The organism is Bacillus sp. ILBB4 (genome assembly GCF_035064545.1).
Classification (GTDB): Bacteria; Bacillota; Bacilli; order Bacillales; family Bacillaceae_H; genus Priestia.
This window is the reverse complement of record NZ_JAIQVD010000002.1, coordinates 84010-105467: the sequence shown is the minus strand read 5'-3', so window position 1 is coordinate 105467 and position 21458 is coordinate 84010. Positions and strand designations below refer to the sequence as shown.

General features: G+C 34.6%; 22 protein-coding genes and 2 pseudogenes. 17 read left to right on the top strand and 7 right to left on the bottom strand.

Translation table 11 applies throughout. The features are described from left to right. Positions 1-61: 61 nt before the first annotated feature. Positions 62-2632 carry a cyanophycinase gene (locus LAV82_RS06820; protein WP_499715776.1) on the top strand — a complete coding sequence of 857 codons (2571 nt, stop codon included), beginning with the start codon at positions 62-64 and terminating at the stop codon, positions 2630-2632. A 223-nt stretch (positions 2633-2855) separates the two neighbouring features. Then, positions 2856-4901: a sigma 54-interacting transcriptional regulator gene (locus LAV82_RS06815; RefSeq protein WP_335566768.1), complete on the top strand. Its 2046-nt coding sequence runs from the start codon at positions 2856-2858 to the stop codon at positions 4899-4901. 75 nt (positions 4902-4976) lie between these two features. Here LAV82_RS06815 and LAV82_RS06810 read toward each other — a convergent pair whose 3' ends face one another. The 3 genes from LAV82_RS06810 to LAV82_RS06800 all read right to left on the bottom strand — a co-directional run bounded on the left by LAV82_RS06810 (position 4977) and on the right by LAV82_RS06800 (position 6051). Beyond that, positions 4977-5411, bottom strand: coding sequence for a type 1 glutamine amidotransferase family protein (locus LAV82_RS06810; protein ID WP_244856585.1), 435 nt, complete (start codon positions 5409-5411; stop codon positions 4977-4979). An 86-nt stretch (positions 5412-5497) separates the two neighbouring features. After that, positions 5498-5878, bottom strand: a complete 381-nt coding sequence (locus LAV82_RS06805; protein ID WP_499715775.1) for a Type 1 glutamine amidotransferase-like domain-containing protein — start codon at positions 5876-5878, stop codon at positions 5498-5500. A 35-nt stretch (positions 5879-5913) separates the two neighbouring features. Beyond that, positions 5914-6051, bottom strand: a complete 138-nt coding sequence (locus tag LAV82_RS06800) for a hypothetical protein (protein WP_244856583.1) — start codon at positions 6049-6051, stop codon at positions 5914-5916. 421 nt (positions 6052-6472) lie between these two features. On the opposite strand from LAV82_RS06800, the gene LAV82_RS06795 reads away from it, so the two are divergent. Then, positions 6473-7741 (top strand): MFS transporter, encoded by a 1269-nt coding sequence (locus tag LAV82_RS06795; protein ID WP_499715774.1) that lies wholly within the window; start codon positions 6473-6475, stop codon positions 7739-7741. Between the two features lie 224 nt (positions 7742-7965). On the opposite strand, the gene LAV82_RS06790 is transcribed toward LAV82_RS06795, so the two are convergent. Continuing rightward, on the bottom strand, positions 7966-8712 hold the full coding sequence (locus LAV82_RS06790; RefSeq protein WP_499715773.1) for a phosphorylase family protein: 747 nt from the start codon (positions 8710-8712) through the stop codon (positions 7966-7968). A gap of 285 nt (positions 8713-8997) precedes the next feature. Here LAV82_RS06790 and LAV82_RS06785 point away from each other — a divergent pair, with 285 nt between their 5' ends. The 3 genes from LAV82_RS06785 (at position 8998) to LAV82_RS06775 (ending at position 10898) form a co-directional block, all read left to right on the top strand. Beyond that, entirely contained in the window at positions 8998-9489 is a 492-nt protein-coding gene (locus tag LAV82_RS06785; protein ID WP_098278456.1) for a GNAT family N-acetyltransferase, read from the top strand. A gap of 51 nt (positions 9490-9540) precedes the next feature. Then, the gene (locus tag LAV82_RS06780) at positions 9541-9990 is read left to right on the top strand and encodes a GNAT family N-acetyltransferase (RefSeq protein WP_499715772.1); all 450 of its coding nucleotides are present in this window, start codon (positions 9541-9543) and stop codon (positions 9988-9990) included. A gap of 143 nt (positions 9991-10133) precedes the next feature. Further along, positions 10134-10898 (top strand): methyltransferase domain-containing protein, encoded by a 765-nt coding sequence (locus LAV82_RS06775; RefSeq protein ID WP_499715771.1) that lies wholly within the window; start codon positions 10134-10136, stop codon positions 10896-10898. A 51-nt stretch (positions 10899-10949) separates the two neighbouring features. Here the strand turns inward: LAV82_RS06775 and LAV82_RS06770 are convergent, their stop codons facing one another. Both LAV82_RS06770 and LAV82_RS06765 read right to left on the bottom strand, forming a co-directional pair. After that, on the bottom strand, positions 10950-11450 hold the full coding sequence (locus LAV82_RS06770; protein WP_013056337.1) for a GNAT family N-acetyltransferase: 501 nt from the start codon (positions 11448-11450) through the stop codon (positions 10950-10952). Between the two features lie 109 nt (positions 11451-11559). Next, on the bottom strand, positions 11560-12204 hold the full coding sequence (locus tag LAV82_RS06765) for a YczE/YyaS/YitT family protein (protein ID WP_211078030.1): 645 nt from the start codon (positions 12202-12204) through the stop codon (positions 11560-11562). Between the two features lie 114 nt (positions 12205-12318). On the opposite strand from LAV82_RS06765, the gene LAV82_RS06760 reads away from it, so the two are divergent. From LAV82_RS06760 to LAV82_RS06750, 3 genes and pseudogenes are all read left to right on the top strand, one after another. Next, positions 12319-12771 carry a MarR family winged helix-turn-helix transcriptional regulator gene (locus LAV82_RS06760; protein WP_013056339.1) on the top strand — a complete coding sequence of 151 codons (453 nt, stop codon included), beginning with the start codon at positions 12319-12321 and terminating at the stop codon, positions 12769-12771. Positions 12772-12790: 19 nt separating this feature from the next. Beyond that, a complete protein-coding gene (gene paiA / locus LAV82_RS06755) occupies positions 12791-13315 on the top strand; it encodes a spermidine/spermine N(1)-acetyltransferase (protein WP_035439286.1) in 525 nt (174 codons plus the stop codon). Positions 13316-13341: 26 nt separating this feature from the next. Next, positions 13342-13482 (top strand): annotated as a pseudogene (locus tag LAV82_RS06750) (type 1 glutamine amidotransferase domain-containing protein); the annotation flags it as partial. Between the two features lie 121 nt (positions 13483-13603). Here the strand turns inward: LAV82_RS06750 and LAV82_RS06745 are convergent. Beyond that, a complete protein-coding gene (locus LAV82_RS06745) occupies positions 13604-13798 on the bottom strand; it encodes a hypothetical protein (RefSeq protein WP_013056341.1) in 195 nt (64 codons plus the stop codon). 236 nt (positions 13799-14034) lie between these two features. Here LAV82_RS06745 and LAV82_RS06740 point away from each other — a divergent pair, with 236 nt between their 5' ends. The 8 genes and pseudogenes from LAV82_RS06740 to LAV82_RS06705 all read left to right on the top strand — a co-directional run bounded on the left by LAV82_RS06740 (position 14035) and on the right by LAV82_RS06705 (position 21429). Beyond that, positions 14035-14499: a hypothetical protein gene (locus LAV82_RS06740; RefSeq protein ID WP_211078028.1), complete on the top strand. Its 465-nt coding sequence runs from the start codon at positions 14035-14037 to the stop codon at positions 14497-14499. A gap of 49 nt (positions 14500-14548) precedes the next feature. Continuing rightward, positions 14549-14906: pseudogene (locus LAV82_RS06735) on the top strand (hypothetical protein). A gap of 29 nt (positions 14907-14935) precedes the next feature. After that, positions 14936-15130 carry a DUF6980 family protein gene (locus tag LAV82_RS06730; protein WP_211078027.1) on the top strand — a complete coding sequence of 65 codons (195 nt, stop codon included), beginning with the start codon at positions 14936-14938 and terminating at the stop codon, positions 15128-15130. A 624-nt stretch (positions 15131-15754) separates the two neighbouring features. Further along, on the top strand, positions 15755-16279 hold the full coding sequence (locus LAV82_RS06725; RefSeq protein ID WP_211078026.1) for a hypothetical protein: 525 nt from the start codon (positions 15755-15757) through the stop codon (positions 16277-16279). A gap of 708 nt (positions 16280-16987) precedes the next feature. Then, on the top strand, positions 16988-17203 hold the full coding sequence (locus LAV82_RS06720; RefSeq protein WP_097823823.1) for a DUF6366 family protein: 216 nt from the start codon (positions 16988-16990) through the stop codon (positions 17201-17203). 38 nt (positions 17204-17241) lie between these two features. After that, positions 17242-17478: a hypothetical protein gene (locus tag LAV82_RS06715; RefSeq protein ID WP_195694848.1), complete on the top strand. Its 237-nt coding sequence runs from the start codon at positions 17242-17244 to the stop codon at positions 17476-17478. 116 nt (positions 17479-17594) lie between these two features. After that, complete coding sequence (locus tag LAV82_RS06710; protein WP_499715770.1) at positions 17595-18266, top strand: NIF family HAD-type phosphatase; 672 nt, start codon at positions 17595-17597, stop codon at positions 18264-18266. Between the two features lie 649 nt (positions 18267-18915). Then, entirely contained in the window at positions 18916-21429 is a 2514-nt protein-coding gene (locus tag LAV82_RS06705; protein WP_499715769.1) for a PEP/pyruvate-binding domain-containing protein, read from the top strand. Positions 21430-21458: the final 29 nt, after the last annotated feature.

Below are 21458 nucleotides of genomic sequence, written 5' to 3'. Positions count from 1 at the left end.
TGGAAAGGATATGAGCTAATTAGAAAGAGCTATTGAAATTTGCGTGAAAAGGGGCATTCCAATGAAAAAGAAACTTGTTTCATGTCTGATCAGCTTTACATTATTTTCTTCTTTGAGTACACCGCTGCTTGCAAAAGCACAAGACAATACTCAGGACATTAAAGGCAACCTTGTTATTGCAGGCGGAGGTGTAGGAACATCTAATCACGACATATATGAAAAATTCCTCTCGCTTGCTGGAGGAAAAGAAAAAGCCAGAATAGGGATTATTCCAGCTGCTAGCACAACGCTGCAGTCTTCTGAAAAGTTTAAGAAAGATCTCGTGAAATACGGAGTAAACTCAGATTCTATTCAGATACTTCCTGTTTCAAATCACGATTTTTCTGACACACAAAGGGATGAATCAACTTGGAAGAGCCAAGTAAACGATAAGAAGTTATCCGGTACAATTAAAGGACTAACGGCAGTTTGGTTTGTTGGAGGAGACCAAACAAAAATTGTAGATTCCCTTCGGCAAAATAATGGAAGCGATTCCGAAGCGTTAAAAGCTATTTGGGATATTTATCGTAAAGGAGCAGTAATTGGAGGTACAAGTGCAGGAGCTGCAATTATGAGTGACGTCATGATTACGGGGGGAGACAGTCTAGGAGCTTTAAAAGAAAGTATAGGAAACAAGGCAAATAAGCATGTAAATGAAGGGGAAGACGGTAAAAAAGAGTACGAGCCTTTATCAGTTCAAAAGGGGCTGGGTTTTTTCCAACACGGCATAATCGATCAGCATATGGATGAACGAGCACGACTTGGGCGACTTGCAGTAGCTGCGTATAATTCTGAACGTGAGAAAGAAAAAAACTTTGCATACGGTGTGGACGAAGATACAGCTATGGTTGTTAATAATAAAGATCAAAAAATTGAAGTTGTTGGACGAAGTGGAGTAGCTGTCTTGGATATGAGCGAAGCTAAGCTAAAATCAGCTTCAAGCTATACATCTAAGCAAAAAGCGCGTTCAGGCTTAGCGAACATAAAAGTTAGTTACTTATCTCCTGGAGATCAAATTGACTATCATTTAAAATCATTTGAATTTCCAAAAGATAAAGTAGAAACGAAGGGATTTGAATATAATTCCTTTAATGCGCTGCCTGCTACGGGTGTTTTTACACCCTATGGAAGATTAAAGGCTTATTTATCATATTCTTTTGTTGACAATAAATCGATGAAATCTGCTAGCAGCTATGTTTATGACAGTAGAGGGTCTGGTTACGAAATTGCTTTTCAAAAGGATAATGACACAAACGGTTACTGGAGATATACTGACGGACAAAAAGATGACTATTCCATTGTAAATGTAAGAATGGATATTACGCCCAAAACCGTCAAATTCCAGCCGGATAAAAAAACTAGTTTAACTTATAAAAAATCTACTTTTTCTTCATCTGAAAGTCCTGTATACGATTCGATTAAAGGTAATCTCTTAATTGCAGGAGGAGCACTTGGCAGCAGCAATTCAAGCGTGTATAACAAGTTTATTGATCTTGCAGGAGGAAAACAGGCCAAAATAGGAATTGTGCCTGCAGCGAGTACTAAGTTCGATTCCTCTAGTCAGTTTAAAGGCGATTTAGTTAAATACGGAGTGAAGGCAGAAAATATAGAAATTTTACCTATTTCAAACCATGACTTTAAAGGAACTTCTGAAAACGAGTCGAGTTGGAAACCAAATATGAACAATGAAAAACTAGCGCAAAAAGTTAAAGGGCTAACAGGCATTTGGTTTGTAGGAGGAGATCAGACGATGATTACGGGCTCGTTGCGTAATGAAAATGGTTCAGACTCAAAAGTCTTACAAGCTATATGGGATACGTATAAAAAGGGAGCAGTACTTGGCGGTACGAGCGCCGGAGCTGCAATTATGAGTAATACTATGCTCGCTGGCGGGGATAGCTACGGAGCTCTTTCGTACGGGTTTACAGACACATATGATGATATGACTCAGCAAGAACAAGGGCCTGCTTATTTAGAAAAAGGCCTTGGCTTCTTCCAATACGGTCTTGTAGATCAGCATTTTGACAACAAGGCAAGACTCGGACGTCTTATTGCAACAGCATATGAAAAAGGAAATAAAAATCAGCTTTCTTACGGAATTGATGAAGATACTGCTATGGTAGTAAATAATAAAGAAAAACAAATAGAAGTTGTGGGAAGAGGCGGCATTACGCTAGTTGACTTAGCGAAGATACAGGCAAATGACAAATTTCCGAGTGATTACAAAAATATTCTTATCTCTTGTATTACGCCAGGCGACAAAGTAAATATGACAACAAAAGAGATCGTAATAAACCCAGCTAAAACATCTACTAGAAAAAATGAATACTACAGTGAAAAGATTGGGCCGAACACGGGTCTTTTCTCTCCACACGGTGTATTAAGAAAGTTTTTAGCTTACGATCTTATTGATAATGCTCAGAGCAAAGAAATAAAGAGCTATGCGTTTAACCAAAACAAAGGATTTGAGCTTACCTTCCGAAAAAGCCCCGAAAGCAATGGGTATTGGGCTTATACCGACGGTCAAAAAGACGATTATTCCATTGTGAAAGTTACGTTAGATATCAAACCAATAAAAGTAGCTATTAAATAAAAAGAAAACAGAAAGTAATTAAATGCATGTAGAGCTTTGACATAGCGTGCCTCCATCTATTGAAGTGGAGGTTCTTTTTTCTACTTGTTTTATTTGTAATAGGGACAAACGTCCGCTAGATGAAATGCGCAGCAAAGTATAAAATGATAGGTATATATTCCATAAACTAATCTCTGAAGGCAAGTCAAGTTAAAGGCCTGTCCTGTAGAAAGGTGTCCATACAATGAAAAAGAAATTAGTTTTAATAACAGGAAGCAAGCAAACTAGAATCATTTTACATAATCAATTAAAAGAGTTGTTAGGAGATTACATTTCTATTGAATGCTTTGCGATTGATGAAGAATTACCCGGAAAAATTGATGGCGATGTTGTCCTTTATTCATCGGAGAGTATAAAGCACGAAATGAAGGACAGATTAGACGTTCAGCATGCACATGAAATTGTAGGAAATAGAACGATTCACCATAAACATATAAATGAATTGCTGAAAATCCCTGCCCATACAAAGGTGTTAATTGTAAACGATGATGATAAAGAAACTCTTAAGTTAATAGAGTCTCTCTATCAAGTAGGGATTAATCATGTTCAGTTTATTCCTTTTAAAAAGCAAAAGACCTATTACGAAGGGGTTGAAATTGCTGTTTCTCCAGGTGAGGTTCACTTGTGCCCGCCATATGTAAAACATGTAATTGATATAGGCGTTAGGCTTTTTGACATGGCTACCATTTTTGAACTTATAAAATCATTTGGTTTTAATCAGTCTAATCATTCAATTATTTGGGATCGCTATTTGCGAAACATCATTGTGCTGCAAAAAAAACTAATAGAAGCAGAAGGGCAAATGAAAGAACTTCACCTTCATGTAAAGAGTATTGTAAACGTAGTAGAAGATGGTATTCTTGCCGTGGATTTTAATAGAAAAATTACGCTATTCAATAAAAGGTTAGAATCATTGTTTCAACTAGCTTCTTCTGATGCTATAGATCATGAGATTCAAAGCGTAATTTCTAACAAAAGCCTTGTGGAGTTTATTATATCGTCCAACGAGAAAAGTCAGTACTTTAACATAAACGGGTACGAAATGGTTATCTATAAGTCAATGATTCACGAAAGTAATACTACTGTAGCAACGTTTAAAAGTGTTAATCAAGCTGTTGAAATAGAAGGGAAAGCGCAGTCAGAACTTAGAAAAAACGGTTTTTCTGCTAAGTATAACTATCAAGATATTATAGGAGAACACCCAGCTTTGCTTAAAACGATTGGAATTTCCCAGAAAATGGCTGCCGTTGAGTATCCTATTTTGATTCAAGGAGAAACCGGTACAGGAAAAGAGCTGTTTGCTCAGGCTATCCACAATCATTCTACACGTAAAAATGGACCATTTCTTGCGGTAAATTGCAGTGCCATGACCGATACATTGTTAGAAAGCGAGCTGTTTGGGTACGAAGAAGCCAGCTTTACAGGAGCGCAAAAAGGCGGCAAAAAAGGGCTGTTTGAGAGCGCTGATAAAGGTACAATCTTTTTAGATGAAATTGGTGATATCAGCCCGCGTTTGCAGACCCAGCTTTTAAGGGTGCTTCAAGAAAAAGAAATTAGGCGGGTAGGAGGCACAAGAGTAATTCCTATCAATGTAAGGATAATAGCAGCCACTCACAACAATTTAATACATAAAATGAAAGAAGGTGTGTTTCGAGAAGATTTATACTATCGTTTACATGTATTATCTTTAACGATTCCTCCTTTAAGATATAGAAGAACCGATATTCCTTTACTGATTCATCATTTTATTTCTAAATCGAAAACGTGGACGCATATCCATCCAGAAGCGATGAAGCTGCTTATCGAATATGAATGGTTAGGAAATATAAGAGAATTAAAAGGAGTCATTGAGTATTTGCTTACCGTCTGTGATGAAAACGAAGTGAAAGCAAAAGACGTAGAATATAGGCTTAGTAGTCAAAAAGAGGATCATTCTTTGTATGAAATTGAAAATGAATCGTTGGACTTGATTGAACTTCAAGAAAATCATGCTCTGTTAGAAACGATAAAACAGTGTAATGATACAGGAAAAGCAGCAAGCAGAAAGTGGATTACACAGCATTTAAAAGGCTTTATTCTTACAGAACAGCAGGTGAGAAATCGTTTAGATGTACTAGAAGAAAAAGAGTATATTATAAAGCGCAGAGGCAGAGCAGGAACAAAAATAACAGAAAAAGGACTGCATTATCTATATCATTTAAAAACAAAACAGCACTTGATTCATCCTTGATATACAGGGGAAAGGGAAACTTAACTAATTAAGCTTCCCTTTTTTTATAAAATAATGTAGTCATAAACTCGGCGTTTACGGCTGATTTCCGCCGTAAACTTTTCCTGTAGAAGAAGTAATAACACCGCCGTTTACGTTTAAAGTATAAGCTAATCCTCCAGAACCTGTCCAAGTGGAAAGATTAAAAGTGCTGCCATTAAATAGTTTATAGATAGAAATATTATTAAACGTCAGAGGCTGACCGCTTATACAAGTAGTAGGCGCCTTATTTGTTTTAGCCAGATAAACAGCAGCATTTGTAGAGCCTGGCTGTGTTGCTACTTTAGCTGAATCATCTTTTTCTACCAACAGTGCTGACTGTTCATTAACAGCAATTCCTTTTGCGCTTGTTCTAGTTTCTTCTCCGTCTTGGATATTACGTGCAAGAAATGTTAAAAAGCGCCCCATTCTATCTTGTTGTTCAAAGTGAGTGTCTGTTTGAATGTTGTTATTATGCGGTGTTTGAATCAAATAATCTGTAAAAGAAATAAGAGAACTATACGGGTTGTTTAGCGCTGTTTCGAATCTAAAGTTGTAGAGCCTGCTGAGATAGAATCTTAAATGTGATCACCTTGAATCATGGTGCCGGCACTCGTTCCTCCAAAAGGAATGCCCTGCGTAATACGGTTATTTAATGCTGTAAGAGCCGGGGAGCCTTCTAAGAAATCTACGTAATCAGCTTGATTGCCTCCAGCAAAAAAAATACCTTCTGCTTTGTTAATTTTATCAATCAAAGAAGAGTCTGAGCCTGCTCTTATTAAATCATCAACGACAATTGTGCTAACAGAGTTAAGGGGCTTACCTATACTTTTTGCTAGGTCATAGATATATGAATTATAGGCGTCAGTACCCGTCGCTCTTATAACCAAAAAATCTCCGCCGTTTGCCTTTTGAATCATCCATTTGAACGCTTCATCTACATCGGTGCTTCCTCCCATATAGACTTGTCCAAAGCTTGTACTAGTCGCTTTGTCTACGGTACTTCCGACTTGATAAAACGTGTAAGGTGCAGAAGCAGCGGAAGTGGAGATTGGAAGTAAAAGAGATGCCGCGAGAACAGCACAAGTAATGACCTGCTTTTTAATGTTTTTTTACGTTCAGCTTTTTTCATAAAGTTCTCCTCCTTTAATAGGAGTTCATAGATAAACATGCAAGTTTTATACCAACTTATTGAACACCGGCAAAGCAGTGAAAGAAGAATTTTTTTAAAAGCTCTATGTGTAATATAGGTTATTTATGGGTCATTATTAAGGTTTTTTACACCCGAAAAATGGCGAGAACGACTCTAACTCGGATGCCTAATAGTGAAAATAAAATTGCAAAAGGTATACAAGATTACATCCCTCATTGAAAAATAACGTTTAAAAACTTAAAATTATGATAGAAAGGAAAAACAAGGATAAAAAGAAGATCTGGCCGCAAAAGCGCCTTATTTATCAAACAGACTTCATTCTATCAATATCTTCATCTCTTAAACGTTTTATACCAGCATTTCTACGCAGAAAAAATTATACATGAGAGGATCTGTCAAAATGAACAAACAGGAAAGTAGTTACAGATGGGTTGTTTTTGGAACCGCTTTATTAGCATATTATTTGATTGTCAGTCAACGAACAGCCCCTGGACTTATTACAGAACAGTTAATGAAAGATTTTCACGTTTCAGCATCTGTGATAGGGTTAATGACTAGTATACAATTTTTAGCATATGCAGGCCTTCAGATTCCTATTGGTTTACTTTCTGACCGATACGGTCCCAATCGATTTTTGATTATAGGGTCGCTTTTAGCTGGAATAGGAAGTCTTATCTACAGCACGGCTCCTAACGAATATGTGTTAATTTTCTCTCGTTTACTAGTCGGTACGGGAGACTCAATGATTTTTGTCAATTTAGTGTTAATTTTAAGTCAGTGGTTTAAGGGAAATGAGTTTGTAAAGCTATTAGGTTTAATTGGGCTGGTAGGAAGTGTAGGTTCATTATCAGCTACCGTGCCTTTGTCTATGTGGATTTCATTTTCAGGCTGGAGAGTTCCTTTTCTTAGCATAGGTCTAGTTTTAATGGCGGTATCCTACCTGCTTTATGTCGTTTTAGTGATAAAACCTAAACGATTATTTCAAGAGGATGCTAAAGCAAATAAATCCTCTGTTAAGACTCCGGAAAGCGTATGGGGGATCCTAAGGAGAGTGATGACGACTCGCCAAGCCTGGGCAACATTTCTTTGTCATTTTGGTGTAGTCGGTACATATATCGGTTTTATTGGTTCTTGGGGAGTTCCTTATGGAATGAATGTGTTCCATTTATCCCGCGCTGATGCAAGTCAGCTTATTATGTATGGTCTGTTTGGCGCTATGATTGGTGGCCCTTTAATCAGCTGGATAACAAGCAGGTTAAATTCCATTAAAAAAATCTATTCACTTATTCACCTTATTGTGGTGCTTAGCTGGACTGGATTATTACTATCCGGCGTGAAACCTTCATTCATGCTAGTCGTTATTTTGCTTTTTATCATCGGCTTTGGAAACGGGGCAAGCGCTTTGACATTTGCCGTAGTACGTCAATCCTTCTCCGTAAAAGAAGTAGGGGTTGTATCAGGATTTGCCAATATGGGAGGCTTTTTAAGCGCCGTATTATTACCTAGTATTTTCGGAAATGTTCTGGATTTATTTCCCGAACGCTCGCTGCATATCGGGTATCATTATGCTTTTATGATTCCCATTTTGTTTTCAATGATGGGGTTGTTAGGTGTCTTACTAATTAAAGAAAAAGGAAAAAAGGAGCAGAGCGTGCTGAATGCTTCTTAATTCACAATGACTGTCTCATTTACAGTGCAGAAAAATTCGTATCTATTATAAGGTTCATTTTTATACTTTCAAGCAGGCAGAAGATAATCGCTTTTATAAGTGGTTATCTTTTTTAGTCTATCCCATTTTTTAGAGTCATATAGAGCTATTATAACTGAGCATTCTACTCCAAATAGATTTTACTCATATCAGTAATACAAAAATTTTTATAAGACAGCACGCTATTAGAATTTACTACTTAAATAAAGAGCCACATCGCGAATTGCTTTATCAGTTTCACTTTCTATTAACTCTCTGTCCTTTGTATACGAATAAACAGTATCACCGTGAAGAAGGAGATCTGATAAATTTAATAAGCCGACAGCGCGCATGTTGAATTTATGAGCAATCGCTAAAGTGGTAGCTGTTTCCATATCCACCCCGAGAAAATCTGCAAGCGACCATTCTTTTACCATGTCATGCGTCTCGATCAGCATGGCACCCATACTGACCACATGTCCTTTTATATAGCTGTAGCCTTTTTGTTCACAATACCTACAGGCGGCTTCCACTAACTCTTTGTTAGCTTCTACAAGCGTTTGTTCTGGTAAATACCAGTGTGATACGCCATCTTGCATTTTTGCTGCAGATACAATTAAAATATCGCCATATTGTATAGTAGAAGATAAACCTCCAAAATATCCCGTTTGAATAAATAAGCCGGTTCCGCTGCCAGCAAATTGATGTACAATGTTTGACGCCATCGGACTGCCGTATACATTCGCAAATCCTATATTTCTGTTTTTGAACTTACCTATCACGGTGTTCCATTTAGGCATATGAACATCAGTAGATAAAATCTCTTTCCATAAGCTTATATTATCTTCAAATCCCCACTCACCATGAATAATGAATGCATTAGGCAGCTCTTTTTCAGATAAATTTAATACGTTTAGCCAATCTTCTTTTTCAAAATCCCCATATAGTTTCATATCGTTCTCCTTATTCTTTTCATTTAGACTAGTTGGAGAAGAATTCTTCATTACTAGCTTTTATTCCTTTAATTTTTAAAACGAACAACTACAAAATAAATGACGGTTCTGATTTGGAAATGAAGTTGTGTGTGCTTTTTTGCTTGTTTTTGACAAATATTTATGACTAAAAAAGGAATTCACCAATAATAAAAGAAATTCCTTACTAACGCTTATTTAAATTAGATAAAGCTGTGAGAAAAGCTCCGTTTAGTTAATGAATGAATAAGAGGAGGGAAGGTACAGGTGTCAAATTATTTTCCCATAATTAAAACAAAAAGGCTTATCCTAAGGGAAATTGTAGCAGAAGACGCAGGCAATATTTTAAAATACCTATCCGATAAAGAAGTAATGAAACACTACGGTCTAGAGCCTTTTACAACGGTTAAGGATGCTTCAAATGAGATTGCGTGGTATAAATCGATCTTAAACGAAAAATCTGGAATAAGATGGGGTATTACTCTTAAAGAACAAGACGACATTATTGGCAGCTGCGGGTTTCTTAATAGAGTTCATAACCATTGCCGTGCAGAAATTGGATATGAGCTAAGCAAAGATTACTGGGGGAATGGGATTGCTAATGCTGCTTCACAAAAATTAATAAAAAAGAATGGCTTTATAAAAGAAGGCCTATTAAGAAGCTATGAATTTACGTGTGGAAAATTTGATGATTTGTACATGTATTCTTTATTAAAACAAGATGTTGACAGGCTTCAACCACATGAAGGGAATATCTAGACATCGTTATTAAGAATACATATAGCATAATGACAGATAAGGGGAAAATGTATGGCCCATTTTAATGTTGATATTGTTCACTATCATCCTCAATTTGCTGAGCAAACGGTAAAAATGTGGAGAGATAGTAAAGAAAAAGCGATTGAACAAAAGGAAATGCACAGTTTTGACCGTCATGTCTATTTTTTAAATCATATATTGTCAGCACACTATAAAATTGAATTAGCGTTAATGGATGAACAAATAGTAGGAATGATTGCTTATCATGCTGACGAAATTAGCCAACTGTACGTTCATGTAGATTATCAAGGAGGAGGAATCGGACAGCGTTTACTCGAAAGAGCCAAGACAGAATCAAATGGAAAATTAATATTAAGTACATTTGAACGAAATAAAAATGTCCAGAGGTTTTACGAGAAACACGGCTTCAGTATTATAAAAAGAGGATGTGAAAACGAAGAGAAACTACCCGATATTACATATGAATGGACAAACAAATGAAGCATACGTAATTTTAATAAAGGAGCGGTTAGTGTGAATACGTTAGCACATGAAACATAACAACGCTGTCTATATGTCGGTGGTCCGCCTTTTACTAGTTTAGGATAGATGATTAATCTAGCTATAAAAAGGAGGAGTTTAACATGATAAAGGACAAACATTTTTTAAACCCTGTAAACAATACAAATGTTGATTTTACTGGATGGGATTTTTCTATTATTACTCGTACTGGTCGTATGGATAGCGACATGCTTTCGTGGTCATACGGAAGTGAAGCTTTTCGTCTTATTCAAGACTCTAATGCCGCTTTAGATATGGGAACAGGAGGAGGAGAATTTTTATCTTTGTTACAGCCTTTTCCTCACGTTATGTATGCTACAGAAGGATATAAACCTAACGTTCCAATCGCTAAAAAACGTTTAGAACCGCTTGGTGTCAAAGTTGTTGAACGAACTGAAGACGAAAATTTACCGTTTAAAGATGATACATTTGATTTGATTTTGAACCAGCACGAATCTTTTTGTGCTTCGGAAGTACACCGAATTTTATCAACCCAAGGCACGTTCTTCACTCAGCAAGTAGGCGGGTTAGACTGTTCACGAATCAATGAATGTATAGGGGCTCCAATAAATAAAGAGTTTTCCAACTGGAATTTAAAGAAAGCAATAGAAGAGCTTAAACAAAGTTCTTTTAACGTCATTTCTTGCAAAGAAGAGTTTCCTGTACAGAGATTTTATGATATCGGAGCGCTCGTCTTTTATTTAAAGGCAATTCCTTGGCAAGTTCCTAATTTTGATGTAGAAACATATATCGAAGGGTTGTATAACATACATGGAATTATACAGTCTAAAGGTTTCTTTGACGTAAAACAACATCGTTTTATTATTAGAGCTGAGGCAAATAAATAGATAATCACACAGAGAAAGCGGGTCTCTAACTGGAAACCTGCTTTCTCCGTTTTAATTATGTAATTGTTTGCTAGATAAATCTAGCTCAAAAAGAAGAGAATTTCGATCTGGATAATCATATTGAACTGTCAGATCCTTTTTGGTCACTTGTTTAAACCCAGCTTTTTTATAGAAATTATGTGATCGAGTAGCTTGAGATGGAGTATCTAAAATAATTTTAGAAAACCCGTGCTTCTGCACAAAAAGAAGTAAAGAAGCATAAAGATTTTTTCCTATTCCAAACTCTTTTCCTCTATAGTGCTTGTATACAAAAAATTTCTTTAATATGCCTATTTCATTGGTTTTCTTTTGCAATCCAATACATCCTACTACTTCTTGCTTATCATTCAAAGCTACCCAAAAGTTACCGCCGGTATGGAGATAGTTTGACTTAATGTCTAAAATATCGGGCTGTTCTTCAACTCTAATACCTACACCAGCTTCTACATTTTGTACATGCAATATTAGTTGAATAACTGCTTCTTTATACTTATCTTCATACAATACAATCATTGATTAATAATAACTCCTTTCCTTCATTAAATGTTTCCTCCTCATTGCTCTTATTATATCTAGTACTATGGTGCAAATATATTATGATAGTTGAGTAATAAAAATGTATCTATATGGAACGCTTGTTATCTTGAATATGATTTTGTGAGGTATGAGATTTTGGTAATATGCAGTCTAATGCTCTTTTAGTAATGGGCATAAAAAAATTAAGCAGCACGCCGCCTAAAAACACGGTTAATAACGTTCCTACACCAATTGGTCCGTTTAAAAGCATCGCAGCTAGTAAAAATGTGAAGTAAATCAATGTTCTTGCGAGAAATAAATTTGTTTTAACTAGTTTTTGTATGATTAATGTTAAGCGATCAATTGGAATGGGTGCAAAGTTTGTATGTAAATAGGCTGAGGTTCCTACACCTATAATGATTAAGCCAATTCCAAAACAACATAATTTGCTGTACCACATTTCAAAGGGAGCCCAATTCTGTAATAAAAAAAGCCATAAATCAATACCAAGACCCGTTATGAATGCTGTTAACAGTCCCAGTACTTCCGGCTTTTGTTTGCTTAAAAGGGCATTACCACAAATTAAAACACAGGCAAGTATAATTTCCCAGCTTCCAACGCTAAGACCTACGTTTAGGGATAGTCCAATTAAAAGTGCATCAAAAGGTGAAGCTCCTAGGTTGGATTGGATCGTCAAAGCAATTCCCAGAGTTAATAGTAAAATTCCTCCTACATAAATAGCATATTTCACTGTAATCAGCCCCTTTACTCATTTTTTTGTTGCAAATGCAACTATTTCAAGGTACATTAAACTTATATTATTTTTATTGTATTTGCAACAAAAATATGTACAAAGGAGATATTTATGAGTGAAATTCTGCGTGAAATTGGAATGATAGCAAGAGCATTGGATTCGATTAGTAATATAGAATTTAAAGAGTATGACCTGACTAAGGGGCAGTATTTGTATTTAGTGCGAATATGTGAAAATCCCGGAATCATTCAAGAAAAGTTAGCTGAGATGATAAAAGTAGATCGAACAACAGCGGCTCGGGCTATAAAAAAGCTTGAAATGAATGGTTTTATTGAGAAGAAAGACGATCTCCACAATAAAAAAAATAAAAACCTTTTTCCCACTGAAAAAGGGAAGAACGTGTATCCGTTTATAAAAAGAGAAAATGATTATTCGGATAAAGTGGCATTAGAAGGTTTTACCCAGGAAGAAGCAGATACCATTCTTAAGCTGGTTCAAAGAGTAAGAAAAAATATAGAAACAGATTGGGAGTTTGTCAAAAAAGGAAATAAGAGAAATTATTGATGATATAAAGGAGAGGCGCATGTCAGTGATGATGGATATAAAAAAATGTACTCTTGAAGATGTAAATCACCTTCAAAATATTAGCTACAAAACATTTAATGAAACGTTTAAAGATCAAAATTCACCTGAAAACATGAAAGCTTATTTAGAAAAAGCATTTACAGTCGAACAGTTAGAAAAAGAACTATCAAATACGTCCTCGCAATTCTTTTTTATGTATGTTAATCATGAAATTGCAGGTTATTTAAAGGTTAATACGGATGATGCTCAATCTGAAGAGATGGGAGAAGAAGCGCTTGAAATTGAAAGAATTTATATAGGTAACAGCTTTCAAAAACGAGGGCTTGGTAAACATTTATTTAATAAAGCAGTAGAGATAGCAACGACACTTAATAAAAAGAAAATTTGGTTAGGCGTATGGGAAAAAAATAAAAATGCGATTGCTTTTTACAAGAAACAGGGATTTGTTCAAACTGGATCTCACTCGTTTTATATGGGAGACGAAGAACAAATAGACTTTATTATGGTTAAAACACTTTTATAGTTTTTTAAAAGATAAATAAAGTATAACTTCGTGAGCTAGGCGCTGAGTTTATTGCAAAAGATAATTGGACAGATCATATTGAAGTAGACAGAAAACTTTTAACAGGGCAAAATCCACAGTCTACAATCAGCCTCGCAAAAGAATTTGTACGTGCTTTAAACGCATAAAAGTATCTATAACCCTAATGGGGATGTCTCATGATTGATTGAGACATCCCCATTTCTTTAGGGTGAAATAAAATGAGAATTAAGGAAAACAAAAAGGGCGGCTATCTAAATAGCTGCCCTTTTATTTATTAGAAGATTTATTTCTGAAAATGTATGTAGTAATTCCTGTCACAATGATAACAGCCACAATACAAATGATCAGACGAACAATCTGTGTCACAAAGATATTATCTGCAATACTCATGTGTTTCGTTAGAATTAACGTTCCATAAGCAGCTAAAACAGATAAAAACATATTGACGATTCGTTGAGCCATGTTGTCGTTACTCCTTTCGCTTCACTACTTTACACTTTAACATATGTGCTCACCGTAAAAAATATCGAATTACAAGTATGTCAGAAAATCAGCACTCCAGGAAAAGAATCTACTTGTAAGGAAGTAGCTGATATTATATTAGTTATGGCTACTAAACGCAGTTCAGAGAAGGAAATGAGATTCGTTTAGTCGAATTTAACATGCTTATATTCTTTTTTTAGATAGGTGGGAAAAGCTTGTTTGATAAATTGAAAAAGCTATTTATGGATAAACAGGATCAGGAAGCAGATGACAAATACATTTTAGTCCCTGAGAGTGAAATAAATGAGACTTTAAAAAGAGATATAGTGAAGTTGGAAGAAGTAGGAGAGACATACTGCAAAAGTCTTCAGCACAAATATAGAAGTAAATTTGAACGTGATGGTAAGCAGAACTTAAAAGTATGGGTGTGCCGAGATATTGATGGCGACCAACTATCAAATCTAAGTTCGAAGCAGTGTTTAGAAAAAGAATATCGTTCCCAAGTGGCAATAAACTTTGATGGGTTTACAGATGAAGAAGATGCATACGTTCATTACATCCAATTGTGGTATTACTTTAGTGGGTATTTTAAAGGGACAGGCACTTTGTATGATTTGTCAAAAAATCGTTTAGAAGCTGATATTGAAGAAAAGTTAGAAGAATTACTGAACCAATTATAGATTTCTACTTAGCACTGAGATTATTTGTTAATACACAGGGGGAAGGAATCTGAGGGGGCGGCCCGAGTTAGAAATAGAAAGGGAAAAAATTTATAAAACGAAAAAATCCTAATGGAACATTTATAGAGCGGGTTGTTCAAGTGCCTAAGGAAGAAAATATGTTAGATTTTATTCTAGAAATCAAAAATTTAAAGAAAAAGGAACTTTCTTATAGAAGTTTATTAGTAAAGACTGAAAACTGGTACTATTCTTTTCGTCTTGCTAGAGGAGATCTGAAATGGGTATCTTTGCATACAGTAGCGATATGGGACCGGCTAGGACATAAATTAGTTGAGGTAGCGGCCCCAGCCGGTAAGGAAAATTATCGTATTTCCGATGAACACTGTTCAGTTTACCGAGAAAAGTAATAGTGACCATATAGTTAAGGAGAAAATGAATGAAAAAGCATAGCTGCGATTATATGGATTATCATGCGAACTTTACGTGTGATATTCACAGTGATCCGTTTGATTGTCCAGATAATCTTATCTTATTTGATAAAACAAATAAGGAATACGGTTTAATTATCCATGATGGTGGTTCATCCATCATTGGAATTTCATTTTGCCCATGGTGTGGTAAGAAGCTTTAACTTAAGTATGAAGGGGAGATCCTCTTCATTTCTGGAATGGGGGATAGGGCTTGATTTTTCGTTATCTAGCTATGTTATCAGGATTAGGAATCGTTTTATTAAACCTTTTTGATCCTATACATCAAGGGGTTACGCGCTGGTTGATGATCATCTGCGGTTTATTCATCTTTAGTAGCCATTTAAAATTCATCTTAGATAAGAAATCGAAAACAACGGATAATCAAAAGAAGACCTACTAATAAGAATTTCTTTTGATGTTGTATCTTTGATAATTATGTAAATGAAAAACCTAAAGAATATGCAGTAAAGAAATAAAAAAGAAAGTTATATGTTATAATAATCATAAATATCCAAATAAAGGAACATTATGTTGTTATGAATCGTAAATTTAATTCTCTATTTATAGTCTATCCTATCGTTTTCTTTGTAGTGCGTACTGTTTTTTCTTTTGTGAAAAATAGCGCTGCGGAATCTGTCTATGAGACGTTAGCTATACTTGCCATGTATTACTTTGCAGCTAGTGTTTTCTATTCGATTGACTTGTATATGCAAAAGAAAAATAGTTAATAGATTAGAAAATGTTGAGATTCAGAGTAAAAACAAACGATATAAAGGAGTCTAACAGTGCGCATTAAGAGCTATTTTTTGTTTATTTTCCCACTCATTTTACTATTATTAGCAAGCTGCGATCCATCTTCTACACCTAAAGAAAAATACTATTCAAGCACCAAAACCACAAATCTTGAATTGGAAAACGTTAAGTCAGTATCGATAGGAAGTTCTAAATATGACATAGCAAGTTGTTTGAGGAAGAAACCAAACTTTATAGAGGTTACTGAGCAGCCTCCGTACACTACCTACATTTATGGAAAAAGTACAGAAAAGTATGATGTTGAATTTAAAATAGTAGATAATAAAGTCAGCAGGTATGACTTGATTAGCAGCAAGTATAGTACGGAAAAGGGAATACATACTGGTGACAGCAAAAAAGGTGTTATTAGGGCGTATGGAGAAAATTATTACGAAAGAGAAGATACCGGAGCAACAATAATAGGGTATTTTGATAAAACTCATAAACTCAACATTGAGTTTTCTTTAGATGATAATAGTAAAGTTGGAGGTATTTTGGTTCAAAAAATAAATAATTAAGATGAGTAATAATCATTTTTGCTGCAGCTTTTAATATGTACTTATTTATGTAAATTGAGTATGTTTGAGCTATAAATCTAAAACAAATAAACAGAAAGGGTTTTTTCCTATTGAGTACGTTTACTAAAGTAGTACCGTCAGCTTTTATACTTCTCTATATAGTATTTTTCTTTTTAGATATTTCTTATCATTATGGTGTTCCTTATTCATATAGCTTTTTTCTTTTTTTATTTTTGTCGTTAATATCTCTAGTTTTATGTTTAGTAATATGGTTTAAGGACAGGGAACGTCTTTTTCTATTTTTGGCTGTAGTTTCAACCCTCCAACTTACGTTTACTGTCTTTATTTATCTTTTTCCAGAAGCAGGAACTAAACCATTAATTTATGAAAAAGTAATCACAAAAGAAGATGTTTTACATAAATAAGCTTACACAAAAAAACTTGAAGAATGTGTATCTAGTATAAGGTTATTAAAAAGATCCCCTTAAATAAAGAGGATCTCTTTGGTGTAGGTGTTTGTAATAGTAATAGTAATAGTAATAGTAATTATATTAACTAGCGTTGTATACTTCTCCATTACAAAGCAGTGTTCCATACTTATAAAAAAAAGAAATGTGTACAGTTAGTGTAAGAAAAGGGATCTAAAAAACCATTAATTTATATTTTAACCATAATATGTTATAATATTTCGAAAATGGTGGTGTGACGATGAGCGAAGATAAAGAAACACCTGAAAGAAGAAGAGAGAGATTAAAACACGAAGAGGTAAAGAGAAACCCCACAGGGAATATGAACGATGCATTTAACAGAAATGAAGCTGGAAACCTATCTGGTTTAGCAGGCAGCTTAGGATGGAAGGGGCTAGGTATACTTATTACTGTACTGATTATAGGCTTTATCGTTGTGTCCCTATTTTTAAAATAATATGAGGTTTATAAATTAAGAGTACTGGAGGAGTCATTTTGAAAAATTATGCAGTGTTTATTGGTAGTTTTATAGTGTTACTGTTTGCTTTTCAAATTGTTTCTGGGCTATTTCTTACACTTACATATGTACCTGAGACTTCACAGCATTTGAGTAGCTCAACGGTCAGTATTTTTTCTTTTAGTTACCCATTTTTAAGTGCTACTATAGCAGCGACCGTTGCATTTATTATTTCAAAAAAAGTATGTAAAGTTAAAAAGAGCACCTATAAATGATTAGGTGCTTTTTATGCTGAGAATATTCATTATGGTTTTTAACAACTGCTATTTTTCCTTTTTATGGTATTATATATAGATACGTATTCAGTACTGTTGAAAGAGGGAGATACTTAATGTTGCAATCACTTATTTTTGATATGGACGGAACGCTGTTTCAAACAGATAAGATTTTAGAATTATCACTTGATGATACCTTTAACCATTTGCGCACAATCAATCAATGGGACGCGAGTACTCCTATTGATAAGTATCGTGAGATTATGGGTGTACCTTTACCAAAAGTATGGGAAGCTTTATTACCTAATCAATCAGATGAAATAAGAAAATATACAGATGACTATTTTTTAAAAAGCTTAGTGGAGAATATAAGAAAAGGGAAAGGTGCTTTATACCCTAATGTAAAAGAGATCTTTAGCTATTTAAAGGAAAATAATTGTTCCATTTACATAGCAAGTAACGGTTTAAAAGAATATTTAGAAGCAATTGTAGACCACTACGATTTGAATAATTGGGTGACAGAGACATTTAGTATTCAACAAATGCAAACCCTCGATAAAGGAGAGTTAGTCAAAACAATTATAAAGAAATATGATATCAAATACGCTGCAGTAGTGGGAGACCGCCTATCTGATATAAATGCTGCAAGAGATAATGGTTTAATTGCAGTGGGGTGTAATTTCGATTTTGCTCAAGAAGCTGAGCTTGCGAAGGCTGATGTGGTAATAGATGATTTAAAGGAGTTAAAAACTATTGTATCTAACATAAATAGTAGCTTGTCAATCTAATAGACTGATCTTTGTACATAACCGTTATAGATGGTTAATGTCTCAATTATAGACCTAAATCTACTGAAGTTGAAACATAAATAATGAGCGGTTCTCCTGTAATTTAAAATGTTTACATAATCTTTTCTTGTCATTAATAAATGGTTTACAATACTGAGCTATACTTAGGTTAAGATTTCCAAAATAGTTTTATATTAAAAATAATTCTATGAGAAAGGAGATTTTTGATTATGACTTCGCATATGCTTCGTAAATCTGATAGCGCTCAGTTATATATTAGAGGATATAAGATAAAATTGACACTCAGCCAGTGGAAGCTTGTAAGTACTCAGAGATAATGGTTAACCCAACTATAAAAAAGGAAACCTCCACCTTAATTTAGGTGGGGTTTTTTGTATTTCTTTTATTAACCTTTTAATTGGTTAACTATTTAGACTTTATAATAAAAAAGACTAATAAAAGTTAAAAAATGTAATAAAAAAGAGGAATATTATTTAAGTGAAATTAAAATAAAGCACAACTAAATATGCATTTTTTAAATGTTTTACCACTTTTTATTGACCATAAAAATTTAAAAGAATTAAAATAAATATAAAGTAAGCAGTTACTTACATTTTAAAAATAGTTTGTAGGAGGATGAATATTTTTAATGTATAGTTTAAGTTTTCAAAAGGTGGACGAGGCGAACGAAAAAGTTGGAGCAAAAGCTTTAAACCTTATAAAAATGAAAAAAGAAAATTTACCGATTCCAGATGGCTTTGTTATTCAAACAGAAGCTTTAAAGCGATATATCGAATGGAATGGGATTGATTGTCAAACGGATAATATACACGAGAGAATTTTGCAAGGGGAAATTCCTATTGAAATTGAATCGGATCTTATAGAGGCATTTGGAAATCTAAAAAACTCTTATACGTCAGTAGCCGTTCGGTCATCATCCAGTGCTGAAGATTTAGAAGGTGCGTCTTTTGCTGGCCAGTATGAAACCTATCTTAATGTGAAAAGTATCGAGGATTTTTTGAGTAAAGTGAAAGCATGCTGGGCCTCATTTTTCACTGAAAGAGTCGAACAATATACTCAAAATATGTATGCTGATTTTGATGAAATTTCAATGGCAGTTGTTGTTCAAGGGTTAATTGAGTCCGAAGTATCGGGAGTCATATTCAGCCAAAACCCCGTTACTCATAATACACAAGAAATGATGATTAATGCCAGCTATGGACTAGGAGAAGCAATCGTATCAGGCTTAGTAACACCTGATGTTTACCTGATTAATAAACAAACCTTTGAGATAGAGAAAGAAAAAGGGCTAAAGGAAGTGAAAATAATTCCACTTGATGAAGGCGTTGAAGAAATCGAAACAACGGAAGATGAGCAGCAAAGGTTTTGTTTAACAGACGAGAAAATCATTGAATTGGGCGAAATAACAAAAGAAGTAGAAGCTCTTTACCAACATCCCGTAGACATAGAGTTTGGTATTCAAGACAATCAAGTATATCTATTACAGGCAAGAGCGATTACCACATTAACAGAGACCAAAGAATTAACTCCTTTCCAAAAAGATATATCTTTAAGTTTCGAGGATATGGAAGAGTTTTGGATTTTAAATGACACAAGTTTTTCTCATGCTGTTAGTCCTTTGTATGCTTCATTTATTATTCCGGCATTTTCTGAAGGAACAGCTGCTAGTTTTAAAAAGTTAAAGTTTATGTTTAATAGACTTAATTTAAAACTTTATAAAGGTCATATCTATACAAAAACGGAGCCTTTTAAAGGAGATTCTAATAAAAGATTCCAAGCAAATAAAGAATTGATGGAAAGTATTTATCCAATCCTAACAAAACGAATGAATCAAATGATTAAAGAACAATTCCTGCCTTACTATAACAAGTTAGATAGCTTTACCGGAGGAAATCTCAATCTTCAGAGAGGAAAAGAGATTCTTCAAAGTTTGACTGATTTTTATAAAACGGCATATGACTTGCATTTTGACATTGTTATGCCTCAAATGTCTTTAAATACTGAGGTTGAGGAATACTATAAAAACCTTACAAATAAAAAATCCGGACATGATGTTTATGAGCTATTGACCGGGAAAATGAACAAATCGTTGGAAACGGATCAACAGCTTTCTAGACTTGCTTTAACAGTTAAAGGCGATGCGGAACTTACTAAGATCTTTGAAGAAGAATGTACAGAAACTTTATTAAAGAAATTAGAGGAAAATAAAGCAGCAAAAAGCTTTATGGCTGAAGTAGATACTTTTCTAAAACAGTATGGATATCGAAACGTCGTAAGTCACGATTTTGTAGGGGAAACTTGGCTAGAGAATCCTCTTCACGCGTTATTGATTATTCAAGGGTATGTTAATGACGGTTACAACTTTGATGAGAATTTCAAACAGACGGTCAAAAAACGTGAACAGAACTATAATGAATTTCTGGAACAGATAGCGGATAGCACACACAAAGAAGAGTTTAAAAAATATTATCAGTGGGCATTAGATGCATCTGTTATAAGAGATGACCATCATTTTTATATTGATGCAATGTTGGATGCAAAAGCTCGTTTATTCCTACTCAAGCTAGGTGATTTACTAGTACATCATCATGTTTTTCTAATGAAAGAAGATATTTTCTTCTTATATCTTGATGAGGTAAAGTCTCTTTTAGAAAATCCAGTAGACGTGACAGAATTAGTTGAGAAACGTAAAAAAGAACACGCAGAACATGAACAAATGTCTAATTTGCCTAGATACTTCGGAGTCCCTGAGCCAGCTCACCTAAAAGAAGCTGAGAAATATATGGGAGCTATTGAAGAAAATGACGCTAACAGCGAACATTCTATTAAAGGGTTAGCCTCTTCCTCTGGAACATATACCGGAAAAGTAAAGGTCATTTCAAATACGAAGGAATTTTCCAAGCTGGAAAAAGGTGATGTTTTGGTATGTAAGACCACTACTCCACTTTGGACTACTTTATTTCAGACTGCGGGGGCTGTTATTACTGACGCTGGAGGTATTCTTTCTCATTCGGCAATAATTGCACGTGAATATGAAATTCCTGCAGTGGTTGGTACGAAAATAAGTACGGATAAGCTAAAAGATGGCGATATGGTCATGGTCGATGGTACGAATGGAATTGTCACGCTTTTAAATGAATAAATAGTTCTCTTCGCTTCCATTTGACAACA